Raw genomic sequence first — 500 nt, 5'->3', positions numbered from 1 at the left:
TTTTGGGCATCCTTATGATAAGTGACTGTTTCAACACGGTCTTGGTCTTTCGCTTGAACTCCACTTACAGCTGGGATTTCTGATTTATCCGCTGTGTAACCTGCGATAGTTGGCGATACCACTTTATCAAACGTATCATCATTAGTTGTCCAGTCTTGGAAGTCGATATGACCTGTTACCAAGTTGACATTGCTCCAACGTTTGAAATTCAGTGTTTCAACCACATCATCCTTAGCCTTGCTTCCATCTTCGTAAACATAATGGATGGTACGGCTAACACTTTCCTTGTTATCCAAGTTTTCAACTGTTCCTGGCCAACGTGGGCTATCTGGTTGTCCTGGATTGACTGGGGTGTTTGGTTGTGGAGTTGGGTTATCTGGGTTAACTGGTTCAACACGTTCTGAAAGGGTTACAGTGTAGACTTGGTCACGTGCTGTATCGTAGTCATAAACCTTAGCACCACCTGCTGTGAATTCATCGCTAACAAGCTTGTAGCCTTG

At 44.0% G+C, this 500-nt stretch carries 1 protein-coding gene; it reads right to left on the bottom strand.

Features of this window, described 5'->3' with window-relative positions; all coding sequences use genetic code 11:
* The coding region (locus ACERDH_RS09795; protein WP_415741923.1) for a mucin-binding protein at positions 1-500 on the bottom strand (500 nt) is incomplete at both ends.

It is taken from the genome of Streptococcus bovismuti (assembly GCF_042436615.2).
In the GTDB taxonomy this organism is placed as follows: Bacteria; Bacillota; Bacilli; order Lactobacillales; family Streptococcaceae; genus Streptococcus.
The sequence above is the reverse complement of the archived record's forward strand: the minus strand, read 5'-3'. Positions and strand labels throughout refer to the sequence as shown.